23 protein-coding genes and 1 pseudogene are annotated in these 20,140 nt (G+C 55.7%); 16 read left to right on the top strand and 8 right to left on the bottom strand.

The window, feature by feature from the left end; translation table 11 throughout:
* Positions 1–50: 50 nt before the first annotated feature.
* The gene (locus ACR0BT_RS15840) at positions 51–620 is read right to left on the bottom strand and encodes a GcrA family cell cycle regulator (protein ID WP_170564771.1); all 570 of its coding nucleotides are present in this window, start codon (positions 618–620) and stop codon (positions 51–53) included.
* 126 nt (positions 621–746) lie between these two features.
* Between ACR0BT_RS15840 and ACR0BT_RS15845 the strand changes: the two genes are divergently transcribed.
* Positions 747–1,550 carry an ABC transporter permease gene (locus ACR0BT_RS15845; RefSeq protein ID WP_170397238.1) on the top strand — a complete coding sequence of 268 codons (804 nt, stop codon included), beginning with the start codon at positions 747–749 and terminating at the stop codon, positions 1,548–1,550.
* Here the strand turns inward: ACR0BT_RS15845 and ACR0BT_RS15850 are convergent.
* Positions 1,532–2,422: a DMT family transporter gene (locus ACR0BT_RS15850; protein ID WP_480763566.1), complete on the bottom strand. Its 891-nt coding sequence runs from the start codon at positions 2,420–2,422 to the stop codon at positions 1,532–1,534. The genes ACR0BT_RS15845 and ACR0BT_RS15850 overlap by 19 nt on opposite strands.
* 294 nt (positions 2,423–2,716) lie before the next feature.
* Between ACR0BT_RS15850 and ACR0BT_RS15855 the strand changes: the two genes are divergently transcribed.
* Genes ACR0BT_RS15855 through ACR0BT_RS15865 form a run of 3 tightly spaced genes read left to right on the top strand, consistent with a single transcriptional unit; the run spans position 2,717 to position 5,259 of the window.
* A complete protein-coding gene (locus ACR0BT_RS15855; protein WP_170404221.1) occupies positions 2,717–3,904 on the top strand; it encodes an aspartate aminotransferase family protein in 1,188 nt (395 codons plus the stop codon).
* A 27-nt stretch (positions 3,905–3,931) separates the two neighbouring features.
* Entirely contained in the window at positions 3,932–4,858 is a 927-nt protein-coding gene (argF, locus tag ACR0BT_RS15860; protein WP_170404219.1) for an ornithine carbamoyltransferase, read from the top strand.
* Between the two features lie 56 nt (positions 4,859–4,914).
* Complete coding sequence (locus tag ACR0BT_RS15865; RefSeq protein WP_480763567.1) at positions 4,915–5,259, top strand: 5-carboxymethyl-2-hydroxymuconate Delta-isomerase; 345 nt, start codon at positions 4,915–4,917, stop codon at positions 5,257–5,259.
* A 27-nt stretch (positions 5,260–5,286) separates the two neighbouring features.
* On the opposite strand, the gene ACR0BT_RS15870 is transcribed toward ACR0BT_RS15865, so the two are convergent.
* Positions 5,287–5,883 carry a ferric reductase-like transmembrane domain-containing protein gene (locus ACR0BT_RS15870; protein WP_480612813.1) on the bottom strand — a complete coding sequence of 199 codons (597 nt, stop codon included), beginning with the start codon at positions 5,881–5,883 and terminating at the stop codon, positions 5,287–5,289.
* A 6-nt stretch (positions 5,884–5,889) separates the two neighbouring features.
* Complete coding sequence (locus tag ACR0BT_RS15875) at positions 5,890–6,378, bottom strand: peptidase associated/transthyretin-like domain-containing protein (protein WP_170397223.1); 489 nt, start codon at positions 6,376–6,378, stop codon at positions 5,890–5,892.
* 256 nt (positions 6,379–6,634) lie between these two features.
* Between ACR0BT_RS15875 and ACR0BT_RS15880 the strand changes: the two are divergent.
* From ACR0BT_RS15880 to ACR0BT_RS15895, 4 genes and pseudogenes are all read left to right on the top strand, one after another.
* Positions 6,635–6,787, top strand: a pseudogene (locus ACR0BT_RS15880) (pirin family protein); the annotation flags it as partial.
* A 242-nt stretch (positions 6,788–7,029) separates the two neighbouring features.
* A complete protein-coding gene (locus ACR0BT_RS15885; protein ID WP_480763568.1) occupies positions 7,030–8,661 on the top strand; it encodes a recombinase family protein in 1,632 nt (543 codons plus the stop codon).
* A 185-nt stretch (positions 8,662–8,846) separates the two neighbouring features.
* Positions 8,847–9,044 carry a hypothetical protein gene (locus tag ACR0BT_RS15890; RefSeq protein ID WP_480714674.1) on the top strand — a complete coding sequence of 66 codons (198 nt, stop codon included), beginning with the start codon at positions 8,847–8,849 and terminating at the stop codon, positions 9,042–9,044.
* 211 nt (positions 9,045–9,255) lie between these two features.
* On the top strand, positions 9,256–9,672 hold the full coding sequence (locus tag ACR0BT_RS15895; RefSeq protein WP_480763569.1) for a BRO-N domain-containing protein: 417 nt from the start codon (positions 9,256–9,258) through the stop codon (positions 9,670–9,672).
* Positions 9,673–10,672: 1,000 nt separating this feature from the next.
* Here ACR0BT_RS15895 and ACR0BT_RS15900 read toward each other — a convergent pair.
* Positions 10,673–10,903: a hypothetical protein gene (locus tag ACR0BT_RS15900; protein ID WP_480714672.1), complete on the bottom strand. Its 231-nt coding sequence runs from the start codon at positions 10,901–10,903 to the stop codon at positions 10,673–10,675.
* 360 nt (positions 10,904–11,263) lie between these two features.
* Between ACR0BT_RS15900 and ACR0BT_RS15905 the strand changes: the two genes are divergently transcribed.
* The 5 genes from ACR0BT_RS15905 to ACR0BT_RS15925 all read left to right on the top strand — a co-directional run bounded on the left by ACR0BT_RS15905 (position 11,264) and on the right by ACR0BT_RS15925 (position 14,362).
* Positions 11,264–11,950 (top strand): hypothetical protein, encoded by a 687-nt coding sequence (locus ACR0BT_RS15905; protein ID WP_480763570.1) that lies wholly within the window; start codon positions 11,264–11,266, stop codon positions 11,948–11,950.
* A gap of 29 nt (positions 11,951–11,979) precedes the next feature.
* Positions 11,980–12,744: a hypothetical protein gene (locus ACR0BT_RS15910; RefSeq protein WP_480763571.1), complete on the top strand. Its 765-nt coding sequence runs from the start codon at positions 11,980–11,982 to the stop codon at positions 12,742–12,744.
* Between the two features lie 223 nt (positions 12,745–12,967).
* Positions 12,968–13,486 (top strand): peptidoglycan recognition protein family protein, encoded by a 519-nt coding sequence (locus ACR0BT_RS15915; RefSeq protein ID WP_480714669.1) that lies wholly within the window; start codon positions 12,968–12,970, stop codon positions 13,484–13,486.
* Between the two features lie 152 nt (positions 13,487–13,638).
* Positions 13,639–14,052 (top strand): hypothetical protein, encoded by a 414-nt coding sequence (locus ACR0BT_RS15920; protein WP_480763572.1) that lies wholly within the window; start codon positions 13,639–13,641, stop codon positions 14,050–14,052.
* A 28-nt stretch (positions 14,053–14,080) separates the two neighbouring features.
* The gene (locus ACR0BT_RS15925) at positions 14,081–14,362 is read left to right on the top strand and encodes a hypothetical protein (RefSeq protein ID WP_480714667.1); all 282 of its coding nucleotides are present in this window, start codon (positions 14,081–14,083) and stop codon (positions 14,360–14,362) included.
* Positions 14,363–14,468: 106 nt separating this feature from the next.
* Here ACR0BT_RS15925 and ACR0BT_RS15930 read toward each other — a convergent pair whose 3' ends face one another.
* Positions 14,469–15,089, bottom strand: a complete 621-nt coding sequence (locus ACR0BT_RS15930) for a thermonuclease family protein (protein ID WP_480763573.1) — start codon at positions 15,087–15,089, stop codon at positions 14,469–14,471.
* 392 nt (positions 15,090–15,481) lie between these two features.
* Between ACR0BT_RS15930 and ACR0BT_RS15935 the strand changes: the two genes are divergently transcribed.
* Genes ACR0BT_RS15935 through ACR0BT_RS15945 form a run of 3 tightly spaced genes read left to right on the top strand, consistent with a single transcriptional unit; the run spans position 15,482 to position 17,960 of the window.
* Positions 15,482–16,762, top strand: coding sequence for a hypothetical protein (locus ACR0BT_RS15935; RefSeq protein ID WP_170385602.1), 1,281 nt, complete (start codon positions 15,482–15,484; stop codon positions 16,760–16,762).
* Positions 16,762–17,541 carry a COG3904 family protein gene (locus ACR0BT_RS15940; protein ID WP_480714665.1) on the top strand — a complete coding sequence of 260 codons (780 nt, stop codon included), beginning with the start codon at positions 16,762–16,764 and terminating at the stop codon, positions 17,539–17,541. The genes ACR0BT_RS15935 and ACR0BT_RS15940 overlap by 1 nt, the downstream gene beginning before the upstream one ends.
* A 23-nt stretch (positions 17,542–17,564) precedes the next feature.
* Positions 17,565–17,960, top strand: a complete 396-nt coding sequence (locus tag ACR0BT_RS15945; protein WP_480714664.1) for a thermonuclease family protein — start codon at positions 17,565–17,567, stop codon at positions 17,958–17,960.
* A gap of 146 nt (positions 17,961–18,106) precedes the next feature.
* Here ACR0BT_RS15945 and ACR0BT_RS15950 read toward each other — a convergent pair whose 3' ends face one another.
* Together ACR0BT_RS15950 and ACR0BT_RS15955 are read right to left on the bottom strand one after the other, a co-directional pair.
* A complete protein-coding gene (locus ACR0BT_RS15950) occupies positions 18,107–18,355 on the bottom strand; it encodes a ParB N-terminal domain-containing protein (RefSeq protein ID WP_480763574.1) in 249 nt (82 codons plus the stop codon).
* 74 nt (positions 18,356–18,429) lie between these two features.
* Complete coding sequence (locus tag ACR0BT_RS15955) at positions 18,430–19,119, bottom strand: hypothetical protein (protein WP_480763576.1); 690 nt, start codon at positions 19,117–19,119, stop codon at positions 18,430–18,432.
* Positions 19,120–20,140: the final 1,021 nt, after the last annotated feature.

Genomic DNA, 20,140 nt, shown 5'->3' on the forward strand with positions numbered 1-20,140 from the left:
CGATCGGGCGCTGGCCAATCAAGGCCAACCCCCGCTGTCATGTCTAAGAATTACCGCCGCCGATCTCTGCGCGAACTCATCGGCTGGAACGCCACGCCCACATGCGCTTCGCAATAGGGTTTGCCTGCCTCGACGGGCAGGCCGCAGAACCAGAAATCCTCGGTCGCGGGGTCGCCGACAGGCCATTTGCAGGTCTTTTCGGTCAGCTCCATCAAAGACAGCTTCTTGGCCTTCTTTTCAATCTCGTTGACCTTGGCCAAAGCCTCGGGGCTGATCTCATTGGCCGACGGTTGCGGAGGCAGCGGCTGGCCGGCGGGTATGATCTGGCGACGGGCCGGGGTGACCGGTTTGGCCTCGGGGGCTGGCACCGGGCGGGCCGGTTCAGTCTTGGGTGCCGGTTTCGGTTTGGCCTCGGCCTTGGGCGCGGGGGCCGGTTTTTCCTTAGGCTCGGCCTTTGCCGGGCTTGCACCGGTGGCGCGGTTCGACAGGCCCAGACGGTGAACCTTGCCGATCACCGCATTGCGGGTCACGCCGCCCAGTTCCTTGGCGATCTGGCTGGCCGACTGGCCCTCGCCCCACATCTTTTTCAGCAGCTCTACACGCTCGTCAGTCCAGGACATCATTTGCCTTTCAAAAGCGGAAAGCGGCCCCGGATTCGGGCCGCCTTGGGAAATCATCTCAGCGCCCTATTCTAAACACTGCGGCCCGAGTTACAAGCGGTCTTCGAATCAGGTATGGGGCAGAGCATGCATAATCTCATGGATCACGACGCACGCCGCTTTGGCGCGGTGAATTGGATGGGCCTCTATACACTGGCGCAGCGCGAAACCCTGCGCTTTCTGGCCGTGTGGACGCAGACCCTGCTGGCACCGCTGGTGACGGCAGGCCTGTTCCTGCTGATCTTCAACATTGCCATTGGCCCCAGCCGACCGGATGTGATGGGGGTGCCGTTTCTGACCTTTCTGGCACCGGGCATCATGATGATGACCGTGATTCAGAACGCCTTTGCCAATACATCGTCATCGATGGTGATCGCCAAGGTTCAGGGCAATATCGTCGATACGCTGATGCCGCCGCTATCGCCGCTGGAAATCCTGTTGGGTTATCTGGCCGGAGGCATCGCCCGCGGTATCCTGATCGCCCTTGTTGTTGCAATCGCTCTGGCGTTGGTTCTGGGCATCGTGCCGCAGAACCCGCTGATCGCACTGATATTCGTGGTTTTAGGCGGCGCGTTCATGGGCGCGCTTGGGCTTTTTGCCGGGATTTTTGCCAACAAGTTCGACCAGATGGCGGCGATCACCAATTTCATCGTCACGCCTTTGGCTTTCTTGTCCGGCACGTTCTATTCTGTGCAGGCGCTACCGCCAGTGCTCAATCGGCTAAGCCATGCGAACCCGGTCTTCTATCTGATTGACGGGTTGCGCTATGGGATGATCGGCGTGTCCGACAGCTCTCCTTGGTTGGGCATGGCGATCTGCGCCAGCGCGACATTGTTGGTTGGAGGATTGACCTGGCAGATGTTGCGCACCGGCTACCGGCTCAAGGCCTGACGGTGTATCGCCTCGCGCCAGACCAGAATCAGACCTCCGGTCAGGATGATGGCCGAGCCGATCAGGCTGATCCCATCCGGTATCACCTTGAATACCGCGAAATCGTAGAAGGCAGCGAAGATCAGCGTAGCGTAGCTGATCGGAGCCACAAAAGAGGCATCCGCTCGCGCCATTCCGTTGACGAAACAAGCCTGCGCACAGGCCATTAGCACACCAATCGAGGCCAGCGCCGCCCATTGCTGAGGCGTCGGCATCTGGAAAACGAAACTTACCGCGACTGTCGCAATGGTCAGACCCATCGCATTGTTGATCAGCAGAATCTGGATCGGTATTTCTCGGCCCGAGAGCTTTTTGATAAAGATCAGTTCCATCCCAATTATCACTGCTGCGGTCAGGGCCAGTAATGCAGCGGGTTGAAAGCTAGCGGGCGTTGGACGCAACAGAACCAAGGCACCGATCAAGGCTACGAAGGCGGCCAACCAGCGCCACGGGCCGACACCTTCTTTCAGCAGCGGGATCGCCAACATCATGGCAAAGACCGGGTTCAGGAACGAGATAGCCGTCGCATCCGCAATCGGTATGAAAGCAACGGATGCAAACATCAGCGTGATCCCCAGCCAGCCGAAGCTTGTCCGTCCGATATGCAGACCCCAATGCGGGCGGCTCAGACGGGGGCGCATGATGCCGACGGCTGTCACGATTACCAGAAAGGCAAACAGAAACCGTCCATGGCTGATCTGCATCGGATGCAGGGCAGGGCCAAGCACATCCGTCCCCAGTGCTTTCGCCAGCAATGTGGTCCCTGCGAGAAGGGCGCTGGCCGCAAGGATCAGCAGGGCCGCAAGGGCAGGATTCTGACGTATCGGTGTCATGGTTCAGCCGTGCGCCAGCGTCGGGTAAATGACAAGCGGTAAATCCCGGTCTCAGAATGATTTTTGCCCCGATCGCAAAAACGGGGTTTTCAGACCCGGTGCACCCCGCTATACGGCCTCACATGATCAATACCGCACATATCCTGCGCCTCCGACGCCGACGCCTGACCGCATAATCGGCCCGTTTGATCCATTTGCGCTGTCCAAATCCGCGCAAACCCCACCAAATCAGTTGACGACCATGGCCCCAGTGTATCACTCACAGGGCTCAAGCTATTCGAAAAGGATGATCCGATGATCCCGTCCGTTCTGCCGACCTATAACCGCGCGCCCCTGACATTCGTGAAGGGCGAAGGCGCCTGGCTGACCGAGGCGGATGGCCGACGTTTTCTGGATCTGGGCGCGGGCATAGCGGTGAACGCGCTGGGTCATGCGCATCCGGCGCTGGTGGCGGCCCTGACGGAACAGGCGCATGCGCTGTGGCATGTTTCAAACCTCTATAACATCCCGCAACAGCAGGCACTGGCGGACAAGCTGGTGGAACACACCTTTGCCGATACGGTGTTCTTCACCAATTCGGGCACAGAATCCTGCGAATTGGCCGTCAAAATGGCCCGCAAGTATTTTTATGACAAAGGTCAACCCGAGAAGGTCGAGATCATCACCTTCGACGGCTCATTCCATGGCCGGTCATCGGCGGGTATCGCCGCCGCCGGGTCCGAGAAGATGACCAAAGGTTTCGGCCCGCTGCTTCCCGGCTTTGTGCATCTGACATTCGGAGACCTCGACGGTGTCACCAACGCCATCACCGACACCACGGCAGCCATCCTGATCGAACCGGTTCAGGGCGAAGGCGGCATCCGCCCCGTTCCGGATGCAGAGCTGAAAGCCTTGCGCCAGATTTGCGATGATAACGGCCTTTTGCTGATCCTCGATGAAGTCCAATGCGGCGTGGGGCGGACCGGCAAACTCTTTGCCCATGAATGGGCCGGCATCACGCCGGATATCATGATGGTCGCCAAAGGCATCGGCGGCGGTTTCCCTCTGGGTGCGGTTCTGGCCACCGAAGAGGCCGCCAGCGGCATGACGGCAGGCACCCACGGCTCGACCTATGGCGGCAACCCCTTGGGCTGCGCTGTAGGCTGCGCGGTGATCGATCAGGTCGCCACTCCGGCCTTCCTCGAAGGGGTGAATCGCAAGGCGGGCCTGCTGCGTCAGAAGCTCGAAGGCCTGATCGCGGACCACCCCGAAGTATTCGAGGAGGTGCGCGGCTCAGGTTTGATGCTTGGCCTGAAATGCAAACCCGCCAATATCGACGTGGTCAACGCTGGCTATGACAACGAGGTCATAACGGTCCCCGCCGCAGATAACGTGATCCGCCTGCTGCCGCCGCTGACCCTCACCGAGGATGACATCGCACAAGCCCTGATCCGCCTCGAGAAAACTGCGGCACAAGTCGAAAACGCAATGGCTTCGGCCTGAACTCGCCTGATTGAAAAGTGAATTAAAATGAACCACTTCCTTGATATCCACAAAACTGACGCAGGTGATCTGCGGAACATGATCGATCAGGCCAGCGCGATGAAACAGGCGCGCCTTGGGCGTCCCAAAGCCGCCCCCGACGACGAGCAGCCTCTGGCAGGCCGCATGGTTGCGCTGATCTTTGAAAAGCCATCAACGCGGACCCGCGTGTCCTTCGATGTTGGCGTGCGCCAAATGGGCGGGCAGACCATGGTGCTGTCCGGCAAGGACATGCAGCTGGGCCATGGCGAGACCATCGCCGACACTGCACGGGTCCTGTCGCGCTATGTCGACATGATCATGATCCGAACCTTTGATGAAACCATCCTGACCGAGATGTCCGAATACTCGGACGTTCCCGTCATCAATGGTCTGACCGATCGTACACATCCCTGCCAAATCATGGCCGATGTGCTGACCTATGAAGAGCATCGCGGCCCCATCGCAGGAAAAAAGGTCGTTTGGACCGGCGACGGCAACAATGTCTGCGCTTCATTTCTGCATGCCGCCGGTCAATTCGGTTTCGACCTGACATTCACCGGCCCGGCGCAGCTGGACCCGGAAGAAGAATTCATGGGGCTTGCACGCCAGAAGGGCTCGAAAATCGTGATCGAACGGGACCCGCACAAAGCTGTTGAAGGGGCCGACCTCGTGGTCGCCGATACTTGGGTCTCAATGCACGATTCTCAATCCGCGAAGGAGCGCCGCCACAACATGCTGCGCCCCTATCAGGTTAACGCCGAGCTGATGTCGCATGCCAAGCCAGACGCGTTGTTCATGCACTGCCTGCCTGCGCACCGCGAAGAAGAGGCCACATCCGAGGTCATGGACGGCCCGAACTCGGTGATCTTTGACGAGGCCGAAAACCGCCTGCATGCGCAAAAAGCCGTGATGCGCTGGTGTCTGGGCGTCTGAGGCCGACAGCAATCTGGGAGAGCCATAGATGGCTCTCTTAAATCTCGGAGCAACCAATGCCACACATCACTCTGGAATTCTCTGCCGGGCTCGAAAAAACTCATGATTTTCAAGCCATCTGTGAGCAGCTCTATTCCGTGCTCGCCGCGCATGAAGAATTCGATGCCCCAACACTCAAAATCCGTGCCACCTCGTTTCCGTATTTCCGCATCGGGACCGAACCGCAGACCTTCATTCATGCCACGCTCTTGTTGTTGCAGGGCCGTGATGAGGCAACGCGCGGCGAGTTGAACGCGATCATTCTGAATGTTCTGGCTGCGTCTGCGCCCACGGTCGGCAGCATCACCGTGCGGGATGTTGAAATAGATCGCGCGACCTATGCCAAACGCCTGTCAGCCTGACGCGGCCCCGGTATGCGTATGGGAGGACTAAGCGCGTCGGGACACTTCCCAGACCCGTAATCTGGCGAGCGTAGCGACGCACGCCAGAACTACCAGCACACACAATGCGATCTTGGTCATGATCTCCATTGTGCCCTCAATCAGCAGGGCGTGTACGACACTGCCCAGAATGGTTACCAGCGCCAGTCCTGTGTGCCCCAGACGCCAGAGCCGAAATCGCAGGTTCAGGCGTAGGCGCAGAACGCCCATCGTTGCTGCAGCAATACCCGTCCACATCGCGATCACACCCCAGACGGAAAAGGGTGTGGCTGATACGAATAGAAGCGCGTCCACGACATCCGGCGGGCTCGTGATCCACAAACCGCCCACATGGATTACGATCGCTGCGACAAGGGCCAGACCGCACCGCCTGTGCCATAAGCGGCTGCGCACAGGTGAAAGCCCAGGCAACCAGCGTCCGGCCAGCAAGGGTTGCATCAGCAGAAGGCACATCCCGACGATGCCCGCAAACCCGGCAAGGATGTAGATCGGCTCGCGCCACGCCAGATAAGGGCTGAATGCTGCCGCGATAACCGGCACCAGAAGGGCGACAATCAACGCTGCCCAGATCAGTATGCGCCTCAACACGTATCAGGCAGGCTGCAAGACGAAATGCGCGGCAAGCGTTTTGTCTTTCGCGCTCGACATCACCGGGCGTAGGAAAACCGTTTCGAATTCGCCGCTGTCATAGGCCAGATGCCCGTGCGGTTGGCCAAAGGCGGGCACGATTTGTGGCATCTCAAGCCGAAATTCACCGTTCGCATCCGTCAGCGTCGCCCCATGGCTGCGCTGGTCGCGCTCGTGCCCTTCGGTCGTATGCGCCCAGATCTGGATACGCTGGCCGGGCAAGGGGGCTCCGTCGCCTGCGCGGCGCACGGTGCCGGTCATCCAGAAACCTCCGCCGCCGATGCGCTGCACAATAGGGGCGCCGGGGCGATAGTTGTTCGATCCGCCCCGCATGGACGGGGTCGGTGCAACGCCCTGCGCCCGCGCGGGCGTGGTCAGCCCGGCCGTGCCTAGCGCTGCAAAACAGCCCGCCGTAACCAACGCGCTGCGGCGGGTAAGAAGAACGTGCGACATCGAGAGGGTTCCTTTCGATAACGGGCATGTTGTCTGGCCTGATACTCAATCTAGCACGTTTGTTGCGAAAGCCGAGTTAAGCTGGTCTGAAGATCGGGTCAATTCATCACCGTCACGTGAGCGTTGCCGCCGTTTCCGCCCATCGTGCACTGTATATGTGCACTCATGCGCTATGCCCGACAATAGATCATACTATATTCCACATAATCAAACATATTGAAGCCCAAGCCAGATCCTGACCTAAGGGAGAGCGAGAATGAGCTGGAATCCGACCCATACCCCCGACTGCCGGTCCGAGAACCCGGCGCTGGACAGCCTGATCATCCCCCGTGCCCGTGATCTGGGCGGGTTCGAGGTGCGCCGCGCGCTACCCTCGGTCAAACGGCAACTGGTCGGCCCCTTCATCTTCTTGAAGTAAATTCGATAAGACCATATCAAGTGCAAATGCTGAGGTTGCTTGGTGTGTGCATGAGTTGGGCTGGGTTGTTCCCTCGTTCATGTTCTTTCCAGCGTCCTCGGTCACCTAACGAAACAAAGGGTAACATAGCAGGTACACTTGACCATGATAGGCCTCATCTCCAATAGATCACGCGGATATATTGGGCCGATCACCCTGGGTGAACCTGCCGTTGCAAACGGAGAGACTCGAATATGGATGCCAACGCATCGCTCAGCAACGGAGGCAAACCCCTAGCGTTCAGCTATCGGAGGTTCTCCTCGGCTCAACAAAAGGACGGTAACAGCATCAAGCGGCAGACCGAGGCCGCACAAGCATGGTGTGATGCTAATGGCTACGAACTTTCTTCGAGTAACTTTGAGGACCTCGGGGTATCAGCCTTCAAAGGTGCGAACGCCGAGGTAGGGGCCTTGCGAGGCTTCCTCGAAGCCGTTGAGGAGGGTTCAGTACCACAAGGCTCAACCCTCCTTGTGGAGTCGTTGGACCGCCTGTCGCGTCAACACTGGCAGAGGGGACTGGCTCTGCTTCAAGACATCGTTGAGAGCGGAGTTAACCTCGTGACGCTGTTTGATGGAAAGATGTTCAAGGCGAATGAGCTTATCGACTTTGCAGACGGCATCATGCTGCTGGTTGGGTTCCAGAGGGCGAATGAGGAGAGCGAGGTCAAGTCTAAGCGCCTGACCGCAGCATGGGGAGCCAACACCGATGAGACACTCGCAGGCAACCGAGTGCGCTCCTCTCAGACACCGGCTTGGATCAAGGTTGTTGGTGACCCCAAGACATCCCGAGAGTTCGAGGTCATCAAAGACAAGGCTGATCTGGTCCGTGATGTGTTTGAGAGATTTGCCAACGGTGAACGTCCTGTCGGTATTGCCCGTGATCTGGCCGCTCAGGATGTCCCTGCGTTGGTCAGAGGACATTGGCGGGGTCAGACTGTCAGCCAGTTGGTGCGCTCGGAGGCTGCTTATGGGACGCTTGAAGTAGGCCGCAAGATCAAACCCGAGGAGAAGGACGGATCACTGCCCATTGCCAAAGGGTTCTACCGCAAAGGTGACCGGGTGATCATCGACAAGGTAAGGGATTATTTCCCGAGGATCGTTGATGAGGATACCGAACGCCGTGTGAGGTTCCGCCTTGAGCAACGCGAGGCTGCTGGTGGTGCTGAGGTCAAGACGACGTCACCGGTTGAACCTATGCACCGTCAAACCAAAGCGGCACTGACAGGTGTTCTCAAGGTTCCCGGTACAGACAGGAACGCCAAGCGGAAGGCATATGCTCGAACCGCAGCGTACATCGATCCGGTCTTGAATACCTACATCGGGGCCGTGTCCCACATCGACGAGGTGTTGATTGACTACTGGCCGGAAATCAGGAAAGCCAACGCGGTTGAGACCACACCGGAGACAGAGGGCCTCGAGGCGGCACTGTTGGACGCCCAAGGAACACTCGAGTACCTCCAATCGAAACCCGCAGTAACGCCCCGTCTGCTGATGGCTGCTCAGGCTGAGGTCGAGGAACTCGAGGCCGAACTGAAACGGATCACCGAGAGTGCTGGTCTGGGTGTGGTCGATCTTCCACGCGATGTGAGTGACCTCGAGCCTCACGAGTTGAATGCACTGGTGCGTTGGGTTGTCGCCCGTGTTGATGTCCACAAAGGTGAGGAGATGCGCCTGTCCAAGACACCCCGTAAGCGGGCCAAAGGCATCCGAGTGCCGCACCCGGTCTATGACCTCAGCGTTACCATGCGTAATGGCATCAAGTTGACCATCGGGAAGGGTTTGAGTGGTCTTAAACCGAGGAGGGCGTCTGACGAAGTGATCCACTGAGAGACTGGCGGCCTAGACTTCAAGTTGATTGGGTCGAAAATGGTCCATATAGCTGCCGTTGTACTTGCTGCATCGTAAGCCCTAACATATTGAAAGGCTTGCGAAAGTGCGTTGCAGTTGTTGTTGAGTTGGTGAGTCGTTCGGTCTATGCCGGTGTCACAAACATGCAATGGAAGGACAACGACATGACCCTCAATCACTTTGCAAACACGCAAGAAGTCATCAAGTTCACCATCGACGAAACTCTGGTCGATCTTCGCGAACTCCACGCGTCCATGATGGGGTCACTTGCTGATCAATACACCGACGCTGAGTTCTACGCTTTGGAGGACAAGATCGACGATTTGAAGGCGGTCGGTAGCTCTATGGGCCTGAAGGTTTAACCCAGTTGAGGCGATAACTGCTGTCTCCTGAATGAACCCAAAACGTCTCGGCTGGTGATCTGCTGGCCGAGGCTCTGAAAACCCCTAAATCACCGCATTGTAGGTCACCCTACCTGACCCCTGAATTTAGACCTTTATTTCCCAATGAAATCAACAACTCGCAGGGTAAAATGGGAGGTCGAAGGTCTACGAAGCTAACACCATCCGCGTCGTGGAAATCGACGGTGACCCGTGGTTCGTCACCAAGGACGTCATGGAAGTCCTCACCATCGGTAGTGTGACGAAGGCCACGTCTAACCTTACCGAAAGTGAAGTTAGAAATTTCAAACTCACGCAAGGCCGCGCTCGCCCAAACAAACTGATCTCCGAGAGTGGTCTCTACAAGATCATCATGCGCTCAAACAAACCCGAGGCCCGTGCGTTTCAGGATTGGGTCACTCAGGTTGTCCTACCGTCGATCCGCAAGGACGGAGGGTACATCGCTGGTGAGGAGAAAGCGGGTGTGCCGGAAACCCCTTGTTTATATGGGGTTTTGAATTTGTGCTTGCTTATGAGACAGAGAAGAAACGAAAAGTTATTACCTATAGTGTACATCTCAGGTTCACTCCCAGTATCTCCTCTGTGTTGATGGTCGATGACGATCATCACCGGTCGATGACCTGCTCGGTACACTTCGTTGTAAATCAATGGGTTGGAGTTACAGCTGACTCATGAAGAACAAATACCAACAGTTATACCTTTAGTTACACAATCAGGTTCCTATCCTGATGTCTCTGATCGGGGAATAGGCGTTAGCTTCTACCCTGATATCAGTCACCGTTCCCGGTCACTGTCACTCGCAGTACACCTCATTTTAAATCAATGGGTTACTATTCTCCCTCCCTCTAGAATACAGATACCAAGAGATTTACCTCTAGTTACACGATCAGGTTCCTCTCAAGGCTTCACGGTTCCCCGTCAGTGTACGTTAGGTGAATGTCCATCACCGATAATCAACCAACGACTGTGACCATCAATCCTAATCCCTATACCGCATCGATCTTGGTCCTTGGTCGATGATGGTTCAGGTCTCACGCGCATCCCTGTCTTGTCTGACGGGTCGATGTAGTGAGACCTTTTATCGTTTAACTCCGCCCGTGTTGTCTTTGTGAGCTTGACACATGGGCGGGGTGATGTGGACGCCCTCGGCTGTTGTGGTGACTGGCTTCGGGGGCGTCCTCAGTAATCCCAACGCACAACCCAATGAGGCCACAATGACCACCTGTGCCTCTGCTACATGCAACAACCCACTACCTGCCTTTGAGTACACCGAAAGACTGCCCCTGCGATGGGGTCTTTGTTCGCGCTGTCGGACGGTCGTCCAGAACCGAGGGGTTCCACTTGGTGGCTACATCCCCGGTGGAGCAATCAACGCTGTTGCCCGGTCGGTCTTGAGGCAGACCAAACCGACACCATCAGAGATAGCCGAGGCCGTCCGGTTTACCAGAGGCACACGTCATCGGGTCGGTGATTGGGATGACCGTCCGACATACCGCATGGCTGTGTTGAGGCATGCCAGAGCAAGGGAGAGGTTGCAGCATCTGCTCATCGGTAGACGACATGAACCGAACGCATCAGCCATTGTCAGATCATTCGTCCACTACGTCCTCGCCCGAGAGTTCCTCGGTACGGGACACCGATACAACGTCTATCTCGTTGGTGGGACGTACATGGGCCGTCAGGGGCTTTGTGTCCCGCCTGGTCGTAAAGCCGAGGTGCTGACTGGCGATGTTCGATACTCCAAATACCGCCTGAGTTACGCCGACTTCGCCATTGTCGGCACACACACGCTCAAGGCCGCAGAGCGGCTTGGTTTGCATCGATCTGACCGAGACCTAACCGCATTCAGTGTTACCTCCTACGGTCGTCTCCTAGCCTCTGGTAATGCGTTCCCGCCGGTCTCAGTACCAATCAGATCGATGCGTACAGACTTCCTCGGTGACAGCCTGTTCGATCATGTTTTGCCGCGTTCCCCAGCGATACCTCCGAGATACCACAAGGTCATTCGCAGGTCCTCAGGTCTTATCGCGGGACACTGGCCCGAGGGTCTCGACTCTGTCTTTGATCTGGCACCCCGACCAGCGACACCACCCAAACCCAACACAGTGCTGAAAGCACCCCCGATGCCAGACGCAAGTTGGCTGTTTGAGAAGACATAAGGACCGCCTCACATGCCGAGAGTGAAAACCACCAACAACAAGAAGCCACCAGCACAGCGTTCCCGGCAGATGTACCTCAAGACCTGTGGTGCCTGTGGTGTTGAGTTCGAGACCCATAAGCCCAAGGCCTCGAGGTGCAACCAGTGCATTTCTGAGAACCGCAGGGTCAACTACAAGTCCTGCATCTCCTGCGGCGTCAAGTTCGCAGCCCCGTTCGGTGACGAATATCAATGCCCGTCATGCGCCGAACAACTTGGGATCGACCAAGCAGAACTCACCCCAGAACAACGCGAGGCTCAAAGGGCTGAGGAGAAACTCGCCCGATGGAAGAACAAGGTCGCAGCCCTCGATGCAGAACTCAATGAACGCAGCAACGCAAAACCAAAAGGGAGCCGCAAGATGACCACAAAGGTAAAGGAAAGCGCCATTGGTGTGGCTTGGCTCGAGCTTGTAGGTCGCGATGGACAGGTCTCCTCACTGTCGCAACTTCATGAACGCGAGATCGATGAGGAAACCAAGCTGCGTCTGGTTATGGCGTTCACCCGCCTCCGGCTAAAAGGCTACGCGCTGGACGCACTGGCTCAACTATGCCCCGTCCACCTGATGTCTCTCGATGAGGACAAGGCGATCACTGGTCTGCCCCTAATCGAAAACCCAAACCCGCCCACACCCCAAGAACTGGCCGAGATCGAACTCGGTCTCCACTAACCAACCCCAACTAAAGGACATAAGAAAACATGGTTGAAAGAGTAACCCTCGGTGGCGGCGATGCCACCTCACAATCGATGCCATCTAGCAAGTCTTACGCTTCAAGTGCAGACTACGTGAGCGGAGGCGTCACTGTCCGTGACACCAACAACATGCAGCGCGATGTTCACTCACAGGGCGATCTCAAAGACAGCGACGTGATCAACGTACAGGGCATGTCGATGAAGGTCGCCCAGGCTAAAGAACTTGGATTGCTCAACACCGTCTTTGATGAAGGGCTGTCGATTGGCGCGGCACAAAGGGCAGCGCAGGAACATAGTTCGGCGGTAGACGAGACGCCCGAAGAACCCAAAGGTAGCGACACAGGTCATGCTGAGTTCGACTCCGTGATCGACGGTCTCAACGCCTCGCTTGATGACAGCATCATGACAATGGAAGAAGCCCAGACGTATGAAACAGCGTTCGGTCAGATTGCTATGTCTGGAATGTCAGTCGATGAGGTCACTGAAACCATGCGCGGTCTGGCTGATGGGTCGGTATCGGAACTAGACGTGGATGGTGACACCCGCGCGATGTTCTCGAATATCCAAAGCACAATCACCGAGGCTGCAACTCAGAGCGCAATGCAGGAACTCGGACAAGATGGCTTCGACTTCCTGAAACATGCATCAGACACGCATACCGGTGTTGATCGATGCGTCCGCCAGTTCGCCGTGGACCGGGCAGTGGGTCGCGCCGATGGCATCACATGGGCCGAGTTCGCGCAGCATATCCGTGAACAGCTTGGCCACTGACCTTCGGAATCAGTACGAATGACCAATCTATCAGACATGGTTTGGGACACAGATATCGATCTGGTCTTGAACCGTATCCAACCCCGCGCCTGCACCGACCCGGATTACTTCTATGCAACCGTCGATCTGATTGAAGACGGTTGGTCTCCCACCGGCACCGGTCGGTTGACCAAGAGTGAACTCATTGCGTGGGAAAACCGAGTGAAAACAGGACAAGGCAACTATGATCAAGATAAAACGGGCCGACACATACTTGCGGACCTCGATGTTCCCCACGGTGCACCGCGAGAAAACCACCGGTATCTTCGTCAGGTACACCCATCACCCAGCCGATCCACGAATAGATGCGGCGATCATCGACGTTGAACACGCCAAGACTGGCCGCTTGGGTATCGGCTGGCATTACTTGGTGCTGGTCGATGGTACGATTGAACTCTGTAGACACCCACTGACGCGTGGCGCAGTCGGTCGCGAAAACTTCACCAGAAGCCATATCCAGATCGGCGTAGTGGGGGGGCGAGAACGGGAGACCGGCAAGTTCTCCCAGACCCTCACGACTGCCCAGCGTGACGCACTCGAGGCCCTCTATCAGAAACTTGCGGATACACTCGGTGTCCCCCTCGAGATCGACGAGAGCCTCGAGAAGTTCTCCTTTGTCCAGCACGAGCAAAACGAAGCTGCTGACGCGGAACTCGAAGAAACCCTCGACCGCAAAGAAGCGATGACGCTGGGCGTCCACTAACGCCACCAACAAAACCCCCTCGATCCCCGAAAACACATCCCGTGATCCATTGATTTCATTGGATTTTATAATGTCTAAATCGACCCTCCGCAGGGGTCGGTAGGTATGTGCTGTTTTAGGGGTTTCGAGGCTTCCGCAAAGGACCCCTCCAAATGGCCAACGCCATCACAATAGGTGACGCCAAACGTCACTACCAAAAACACACTCCGCTGCACGGCAGAACCCGCCAGCAGAAGGCAGACCTAGACGCAATCGCCAAAGCATCCGCCCCGATGATCAAGGCCGAGAACCTGATTTCCAAACGCCGTAATGAGGTGATCGACCGGAAGATTGACGAGATGCTCGTGCGTCTCCAAGGTCGCCGCGCCCGGCATCGCTACGATCAATCCGCAGTGATCGCCCTTGAGCATTTGACCGACCATCCCCTCGACCCCAATACGCAATTACCAATCTGGCGTGACATGTTGCGCCGGTCGAAAGGCACGACGCTCAGCAAAGCCGAGTTTTACCGGGATGCCCGCGCGATTTTCCAGCAGCACTCAATGTTTAACCCAGCGGTTCAGTGAAGCCGTTCAGATCAAGGACTCAGAAACCATGACATCCAAGACCAACCCCACACCGGCACCGCTTACCGATGACACCGAAAGCTGGAAGCGCACACTGTCTATCCTCGCGGGCATCCGTCAGGTGCGCCAAGAGATGCGTGAAGAAGCTGACCAGATCACAGCCGCATACCCCAACCAGATGATCAAACCCGGCCACGGTGAACGCGCCGATATCGTGTCTGTTTTGGATGAGGGCTACGCCTTGATGGTCAATGATCTTCGCAGGATTGCTCGCAGTGGCGGTCTGACAATGCCGGAGGACTTGAGATGAAGGTGGATTGGTTCACAACCTAACAACACATATTCGGGGCGGCTCGGGAAGAACCCCTTTGGTCGCCCAAACTGGCACAGACTTTGAAGCCGTTGCTGGTGTGCCGTCAGTTCTTCAGCTTACGGGCGGCTTGCTTCTCTTCGTACTGCTTCCACAACCCCATATGTCCATTTTGTCTTGCGTTTGCCAGCCAGAGCTTTTTTCGGGCATCAGGCATTTCCATTGATTGGTACCTTCCGCCTGAGAATTTTGGCCAGTCAATCGCGAGGCCAAGTTTGACCATTTCAGCGGATAGATCACGGCCGTCCTCAAGGTAGCACTTTGCAACAGTCCGCCCGTGGGTGTCTTGCTCGGTCACTTCTGCCCTAATTTTTTGACCCTTGCAAAGCGAAACGAGCGCCCATTTCGCCTTCTTTCCATAGGGATGGTTCATCTCGGGAGCATCGACGCCAAACAGACGAACCTGTGTTTTCTTAATGACCAGTGTATCGCCATCTACAACGTAGGCTGAACCCGATAGTATCGTGACGTCGGGTTTCGGGACCGTATGGTCTGGATCAAAACGCTCTGGCTGCGATGTGCGCTGCCGTTGGTTCGTAGTCAATCTAGGTTTCTCATGCACACCTGACTGACTCGGCGGAGTAGTTGTATCGATTGGCCTGTTACTGCGAAATGCCAAATACACAGCAACAGCCAAAACCAAACCCAAAACTATCAAGATTTCCATGAGCTAGGTCTCCAAGAGTTAGGTCAATCAAATTTTTCGCACTGGATCAGGATCGAACCAAGCACACGTTCGGGTTGATATGCTAGGGACACCTCATATTCACTCAGGGATATGTGACGGATTTACCCCGCTGAGCGAATTCACGCGTGTGACAACGAGTCATGTGATCCATGCTCATGGCCACTCCCAGAATAGCTATCGGAATTTCAATTGGTTGATGTTTTTCCCGTCTTCTAGAGCTGGCGGCGCAATTTGGCAGAAAATCGCAAAAGAATGGCAGCCTCGCAAAAGCAATCAATTCGTATCGTCCAGATGTGCAACCCAGGGTGAAAAGTCTTAATAAATGATTAAGTGACGAACTATCGCGTGATGAGTGTGGAGCATGTTGTAGAATGACGGAGAACAAGGATCGCTTGACGGCTGAGGAAGCTAAGGGACTTCGGACCGCAAAAGAACTAGAAGGTCATCTTGCGTGGTTGGACACGTTTACCCCCGCAGCCTTGGGTGTCCTAGCCATCGCATCTGGTATCTATACCTATCTCGGCGTGTCCTCATTGCTCGAAGACAATGGTGCGGTTTCTTTCTTCGCAGCCGTTGCGTACTCAATCGCTGTCTCTGTGGGCATCTTCGTGTTTTGGAGCTACATGCTCCGTCTGCTGCCTTCAATGCGAACGGCTAGTGGTTTCATTGGTTTGACGATCTCTACGATTGTTGGCTCTGTCGCCATTATCGCCATGTCTAGCTGGCTGAACGCAGCCGCACTCGCAGGCTCGGCGGCAGTCGAACAACACTTGGAGAACACTGTCCGCGACTACCAAGCTGCTCTCGAGCAAGCCCACGACATAGCCCTCAGTGGCCAAGCGTTGGGTCGCGAGGTGGAACGCGCCCGCCAGAGTTTTGAAGAACTGGCTGAACTCGAGCAGTCCGGAGACCTCTCAGGTACCGCCGGTCGGGGTGCCGTGTTTCGTGTGCTGACACAAAAAGCTGAGGAGTTGCGAAACCTTGAAGAGCAGATCGCGGCGCAGCAAGAACCTATCGAGGAAGCCTTCCAACAAGGCAACGAAATCCTCGCAAAGATGCGCGAGCTTACTGTAGCCCCCGGTCCAGTGGATCGCCGTTCGGTTCAATTCTCCGAGGAAAGTGTGAAGCTGGCGGGTGTTATCTCGCGCCTCAACCAGTACAGCGTGGCACCACTTGTTGCTCGTGCTGCTGAGGACCTGCCATCCTCGGTCGTACTTCCAGAGCTTGATGGGCGCAGTTCCGACGTACGAGACGCGCAATCGTCCACAATCAACTCCGTTTTGAATGCGCTGGACCAACGCAGCAAGACACTCAAGAACGCCGCTGACGAGGTATTGGACATGGAGCCGCCCATCGAGACGGCGTACAACCCGATTTCCAGCGCCGATGCAGTAATCAAGTACGCCCACAACTTCGTACCTTCGTGGGCAGGAGCTATTGCCATCGACTTGTTGCCCGCCGTGTTGGTGTTTGTGCTGGCTATCACACAGGCCGCAATCCGCAGCGGCAAGGACGGCATGAGCATCGAGGATACTCTGACACTTGCTGACCTCAGAGCCGCAATGAACGCCATGAAGGACGTAGAGGCGACAATGGGCGTGGCCGACGCAGCTATCCTCAACCGCGCCACTCCACAAAAAGATGAAACGTGATGAGCCTTTTGAGCCGTCTCGATCCTCGTTCAGGGCTGCGCTATGTTCTCATCCTACAGCTCGCTATTGCAGGCGTTCTAATAGCGTCGGACGTTCTTGGTGTAATGCCCAGCCCGTTCAAGGAGCGTGTTGAACTCCCGACTGGTCCGATATCCCCCGGCGATCAACGTCGAGAGTATCGCACTGATCGTAGCGATCCGTCGCTTTTGCCGCCGGATGGACCTCTGGAAGTACCCGTGCCAGAGGCTTTTCCAAACCGATTGGACTTCTCAGTTCAGGAAGTCGAAGGACTGGGGAGAATACTTCTTCTTAGTGGCCAGATAGAGGTGGACGACTCGGCCCGCTTCGCTTCGTACCTGTCCGACATGCAGGAGAAGCCCGACCTTGTGGCTCTCCACAGCCCGGGAGGAGTGGTTTCCGAGGCACTGTCCATTGGTAAGCAGGTGAGAGGTGCTGAGCTTTCTACAGCCGTTCTAGCTGGCTCGATGTGCGTATCGTCATGTCCTTACGTTCTAGCAGGCGGTGAGGAACGCATCGTCTCTCTTCGCGGCATTGTAGGTATGCATCAGCACTACTACGACCAGCCTCGCTTAATTCCTGTCGTCTTCGCGGTAGAGGGCATCCAGAAGGGGCAAGGAGAGACGATGCAGCATCTGATTGACCTGGGTGTGGACCCGTCACTGATGCTGTTCTCACTGAACACCCCACCCGAGGAAATCTATGCGCTTATCGAGGAAGAACTCGTGGATACCCGCATAGCAACCCAAGTAGTCGATTAACACGAGACACCGAGGACTTCGCCTTGTTCAAGAAGCTATCCATTGCTGCGGCTCTATTCGCCACGACTGCCACTGCGGGTGGCCTCCAAGTACGCGACGCGGACACGATCGTTGTCGATGGTACTCCGGTCCGTTTGAACGGCGTGGATGCGCCGGAGCTTGGAACTCGTTCTGGTCAGGATGCTAAACGCTGGATGGTGAACTTCCTACGCGGCAAGGACATCGAGTGCAGTCTCAATGGCGAGCGCACCTATGATCGCTGGGTTGGTGTTTGTTACGCGGACGGACAAGACATTGGTGCTGCAGTGATTGCTGCGGGGCATGCACTGGATTGCGCGAGGTACTCGGGTGGTCGCTATCGGCACTTGGAGACACCGGCAGCGAAGTCTAGGTTGAGACGAGCGGGGTACTGCAGGTGAAAAAAACAAACTCTCTCGTAATGCTGCCGTTCGGCAGAAATCACTTAATGTCTGCATCGAGCCCATAGCCGCCTTTACTCAGCCATTTGATCGCTGCAACCGCACTCGGCGTGTTTGGCCTTGAAGCGACCGGTTCCAAGGAACTGTCAGTGTAATCTGGCACGTACCAGATATGCTTCAATTTTGTCACCGCCGAGGGCGCGAATGGCCTCCAGCCGGTGCAGACCTTCGATCAGCACGAACCTCTTGTTGTCAGCACGCAATTGGATCGGGGTCGTCTGGCCGTTCTTCAATATATCTTCGGCAAGCGTCAGAACTTTTTTCTGATCAAGTGTTTTCGCGCGTTTTACAGGTACGTAGATCAATTCGAGCGGGTATTGTCTTTTCTCCAGCATAAGCTACCCATGCAACCTTTCGTGCGTTTGATCCGGTTCGGATTTCCCTTTGAAAGCGTGCGCTGCTAAGTACATCAAAGTACCGTACGAACAGCGCAGCGGAGTTCTTGATGCATGATCCAAGCCGCCGGTTCATCTTCACTTTCGATGTGAGAGAAAGCCACAATTTGAGCAGCACCATCATTCTGCTCTGACCCGGTTTCGGGAAGATCAAGTTCCAGATATTCTGCGATCAATAATCCTGCATTTTTGAAGACCTTAATGGATGTTTCACGCGACTTGTAACCAGCCGCCTGAGATAGTTGACCAATAGTCAGGCCTTTCTTCCCTGCGATTGAAAGTGCTCTGAGCATGGAAACCTGCGCCGGTGTAAACCTGACTTGACGCAAGGCTTCTGTGTACTCTCTTTCGCTAGGAACCAGCGTGCCAGAGCTTCGTTCTAAACGGCGTTGCACGCTGCGTTTCCTGTCACGTTCCTCTAAGATCTTTTTCAGCGCCTCGATAGCCATTAACGGTGTTTCACCAACTGCGTCGGCAATCATGGCTTGTGTTTTAGCGGGTGGCTTGGGGAACGCACGCGCAACACTGTTGCCGCTCAAAATACCCGCCTTTATCAGGTACTTTCCGAACTCTTCTTCAATAACTCCAGATACATCAGCATTCCGCGATTTTCGAACACTGCGATCCTGAAACTCTCGCTGTTCCCGACCAAGAACAGATGCCTTTGCGTGCTGAAGACTGACTTGAGGGGGTTTGTTGCGCATCAGAAAAACACCACAACAACAACCGCAGCTACGAACACAATTGACGCGATAATCAATTTGATTCCGTAGGTTAGGCGGTGAACCCTTTCGGCTTTGAGCGTTTTTCCCAGATTTTCGTCAATCGAATTATGATTCAAAGTTTGATCCTTCGGGCTATGTCAGGGCGACGGTGAACTCCAATTGCCTACTGTCGCGGCAAATTTTTAACGCATGTATCGTTCTGGCGTTTGAAGGGTTGATTGCATTCCCATCCATCTCCTCTTCGGTTCAAATGAGCGTTTGATGGGACGATGACTGCCATGCATTTGTCTTGGTTCGCGCGGAAACCACGCTCACATTTCCAACCAGAATATGTGTCAGACGCTAGGTATGCGTGATCAGGAACGCTCACAAATTCACAGCGACCTTCCGTCGCTTTGAACCCTCTCAGACACACCCAGCCATCCGCGCTTCGCCTATCAGATAATCGCCCGTTCTCGGGAACTTCTATAGCAACACACTCCCGGCCCTCTTTGCGAAAACCCCAGTGGCAATGTGCTTCCTGCGCACCAAACCGTGTTTCAACGAATCCATTTTCAGGCACAAACAGTTCTTCACATCTATCTTCGACACGTTGGAACAAGCGATTGCACGTCCAGCGGTCACCCGTTGAAACAAGGTAGGCGTTTTCAGGAACTTCTATTTCCTCACACTGATCCTCAACACGCAGGAAACCATGGTTGCAAATCCAATCTGGACCATAGGAGCGGCCGGTCGAGTGCGCATTCTCGGGTATCTTTTCATTGTGGCACGATCCGCTCCTGAGCTGGTGACCCTCATCACAAACCAACCCTTCAACTTCTCCATCCACGAGGGGATCTGCAGGCGTAAGCTGAGCTGAAAGTTGTGTTGCCGAAAGCAACGAGAGTAATATCAGTATCAAACACGATAGAACGCTGGTGCGTTTGATTGATGTCAGATTAATGCGGTGGCTGGGGCCGACCCTATTAGGCATCGGACAGGCAGTTTAAGATCCATGTAT

The sequence above is a fragment of the Ruegeria sp. CJ6 genome, from assembly GCF_056536665.1.